This window comes from Microbacterium psychrotolerans (genome assembly GCF_031085295.1).
Lineage (GTDB): Bacteria > Actinomycetota > Actinomycetes > Actinomycetales > Microbacteriaceae > Microbacterium > Microbacterium psychrotolerans.
Map to the genome: position 1 here is coordinate 1 of NZ_JAVFWO010000013.1, position 3,505 is coordinate 3,505.

Below are 3,505 nucleotides of genomic sequence, written 5' to 3' on the forward strand. Positions count from 1 at the left end.
GATCGGCACGAGGATCGACAAGGTCTCGGCGTCGGGTCGCTGGCGCGCCATCGCGACGAGTGTCGCCGCCGTGACCATTCAGCCTGGACTTTTTGTCTGGGTTCGATTCTTGATGAAACTCATGTGATTTCAAGTCTTTAAGAGCAAACGGTGGATGCCTTGGCATCTGGAGCCGAAGAAGGACGTAGCAATCTGCGATAAGCCTCGGGGAACTGATAAGCAAGTTTTGATCCGAGGGTGTCCGAATGGGGAAACCCCGCCAGGGCGCGTGCGTACCTGGTGACTCCCGCCTGAATATATAGGGCGGGTAGAGGGAACGTGGGGAAGTGAAACATCTCAGTACCCACAGGAAGAGAAAACAACAGTGATTCCGTGAGTAGTGGCGAGCGAAATCGGATCAGGCTAAACCTCATGTGTGTGAGAGCCGGCAGGCGTTGCATGTGGGGGGTTGCGGGACTTTCCGGACCATTCTGCCGAGTGGTCGACGTGACAGAAGCGTATAGACGAACCGTCTTGAAAGGCGGGCCAGAGTGGGTGCCAGCCCCGTAGTCGAAATGCGTGTTCTGACGTGGAGAGTATCCCAAGTATCACGGGGCCCGAGAAATCCCGTGTGAATCTGTCAGGACCACCTGATAAGCCTAAATACTCCCAGATGACCGATAGCGGACAAGTACCGTGAGGGAAAGGTGAAAAGTACCCCGGGAGGGGAGTGAAATAGTACCTGAAACCGTTTGCTTACAAACCGTTGGAGCCTCCTTAGTAGGGGTGACAGCGTGCCTTTTGAAGAATGAGCCTGCGAGTTAGCGATATGTGGCGAGGTTAACCCGGGTGGGGTAGCCGTAGCGAAAGCGAGTCTGAATAGGGCGATTCAGTCGCATGTCCTAGACCCGAAGCGAAGTGATCTATCCATGGCCAGGCTGAAGCGACGGTAAGACGTCGTGGAGGGCCGAACCCACTTAGGTTGAAAACTGAGGGGATGAGCTGTGGATAGGGGTGAAAGGCCAATCAAACTTCGTGATAGCTGGTTCTCTCCGAAATGCATTTAGGTGCAGCGTTGCGTGTTTCTTGCCGGAGGTAGAGCTACTGGATGGCCGATGGGCCCTACAAGGTTACTGACGTCAGCCAAACTCCGAATGCCGGTAAGTGAGAGCGCAGCAGTGAGACTGTGGGGGATAAGCTTCATAGTCGAGAGGGAAACAACCCAGACCACCATCTAAGGTCCCTAAGCGCGTGCTAAGTGGGAAAGGATGTGGAGTTGCTTAGACAACCAGGAGGTTGGCTTAGAAGCAGCCACCCTTGAAAGAGTGCGTAATAGCTCACTGGTCAAGTGATTCCGCGCCGACAATGTAACGGGGCTCAAGCACGCCACCGAAGTTGTGGCATTGACATTATTGGTAGGCCTTCGTGGTCCAGCCGTGTTGATGGGTAGGAGAGCGTCGTGTGGCGAGTGAAGCGGCGGGGTGACCCAGCCGTGGACGCCACACGAGTGAGAATGCAGGCATGAGTAGCGAAAGACGTGTGAGAAACACGTCCTCCGAAAGACCAAGGGTTCCAGGGTCAAGCTAATCTTCCCTGGGTAAGTCGGGACCTAAGGCGAGGCCGACAGGCGTAGTCGATGGACAACGGGTTGATATTCCCGTACCGGCGAAGAACCGCCCAAACTAACCCAGTAGTGCTAAGTGTCTGAATCCCACTGACGGATCCCTTCGGGGTGATGCTGTGGGCCTAGCGCACGACCCCATGCTGGTGCGGTTAGCGTATTAACAGGTGTGACGCAGGAAGGTAGCCCAACCCGGGCGATGGTTGTCCCGGGGCAAGTGCGTAGGCCGAGTGGTAGGCAAATCCGCCACTCATGATGGCTGAGACACGATGCGGATGAAAAGTGGGTGATCCTATGCTGCCAAGAAAAGCATCGACGCGAGGTTCTAGCCGCCCGTACCCCAAACCGACTCAGGTGGTCAGGTAGAGAATACCAAGGAGATCGAGAGAATCGTGGTTAAGGAACTCGGCAAAATGCCCCCGTAACTTCGGGAGAAGGGGGGCCATCCACTTATATGAGCTTGCCTCAAAAAGGGTGTGGTGGCCGCAGAGACTAGTGGGTAGCGACTGTTTACTAAAAACACAGGTCCGTGCCAAGTCGCAAGACGATGTATACGGACTGACGCCTGCCCGGTGCTGGAAGGTTAAGAGGACCGGTTAGCCGCAAGGCGAAGCTGAGAATTTAAGCCCCAGTAAACGGCGGTGGTAACTATAACCATCCTAAGGTAGCGAAATTCCTTGTCGGGTAAGTTCCGACCTGCACGAATGGCGTAACGACTTCCCAACTGTCTCAACCGCGAACTCGGCGAAATTGCATTACGAGTAAAGATGCTCGTTACGCGCAGCAGGACGGAAAGACCCCGTGACCTTTACTACAGCTTGGTATTGGTGTTCGGTGTGGCTTGTGTAGGATAGGTGGGAGACTGTGAAGCGGATACGCCAGTATTCGTGGAGTCATTGTTGAAATACCACTCTGGTCACTCTGGATATCTAACTTCGAACCGTAATCCGGTTCAGGGACAGTGCCTGGTGGGTAGTTTAACTGGGGCGGTTGCCTCCCAAAAAGTAACGGAGGCGCCCAAAGGTTCCCTCAACCTGGTTGGCAATCAGGTGGCGAGTGTAAGTGCACAAGGGAGCTTGACTGTGAGACTGACAGGTCGAGCAGGGACGAAAGTCGGGACTAGTGATCCGGCAGTGGCTTGTGGAAGCGCTGTCGCTCAACGGATAAAAGGTACCTCGGGGATAACAGGCTGATCTTGCCCAAGAGTCCATATCGACGGCATGGTTTGGCACCTCGATGTCGGCTCGTCGCATCCTGGGGCTGGAGTAGGTCCCAAGGGTTGGGCTGTTCGCCCATTAAAGCGGTACGCGAGCTGGGTTTAGAACGTCGTGAGACAGTTCGGTCCCTATCCGCTGCGCGCGTAGGAAGTTTGAGAGGATCTGACCCTAGTACGAGAGGACCGGGTTGGACGAACCTCTGGTGTGCCAGTTGTACTGCCAAGTGCACCGCTGGTTAGCTACGTTCGGGATGGATAACCGCTGAAAGCATCTAAGCGGGACGCCGGCCTCAAGATGAGACTTCCATACCTTCGGGTGAGAGGCTCCCAGCCAGACTACTGGGTTGATAGGCCAGATGTGGAAGCGCAGCAATGCGTGCAGCTGACTGGTACTAATAAGCCGATGACTTGATAACACACCGTTCATGGTGCTTGCGTCCACTGAGTGGTTCCCGATGTACGGTCGGGAACACAACAAAACAATGCTTTTCACGTTGTGAAGACTGAAACATCAAGAGAGTTTCGGCGGCCATAGCGAGAGGGAAACGCCCGGTCACATTCCGAACCCGGAAGCTAAGCCTCTCAGCGCCGATGGTACTGCAGGGGGGACCCTGTGGGAGAGTAGGACACCGCCGGACACCCATTCACGCAATGGCCACCCCACACCGGGGTGGCCATTGCGCGTTAAC

The 3,505-nt window shown here is 55.3% G+C and carries 2 rRNA genes; both read left to right on the forward strand.

The features are described from left to right. Positions 1-127 precede the first annotated feature (127 nt). Positions 128-3,232: ribosomal RNA gene (locus tag Q9R08_RS20780) — 23S ribosomal RNA — on the forward strand. A 105-nt stretch (positions 3,233-3,337) separates the two neighbouring features. Then, positions 3,338-3,454 (forward strand): 5S ribosomal RNA (gene rrf, locus Q9R08_RS20785). Positions 3,455-3,505 lie beyond the last annotated feature (51 nt).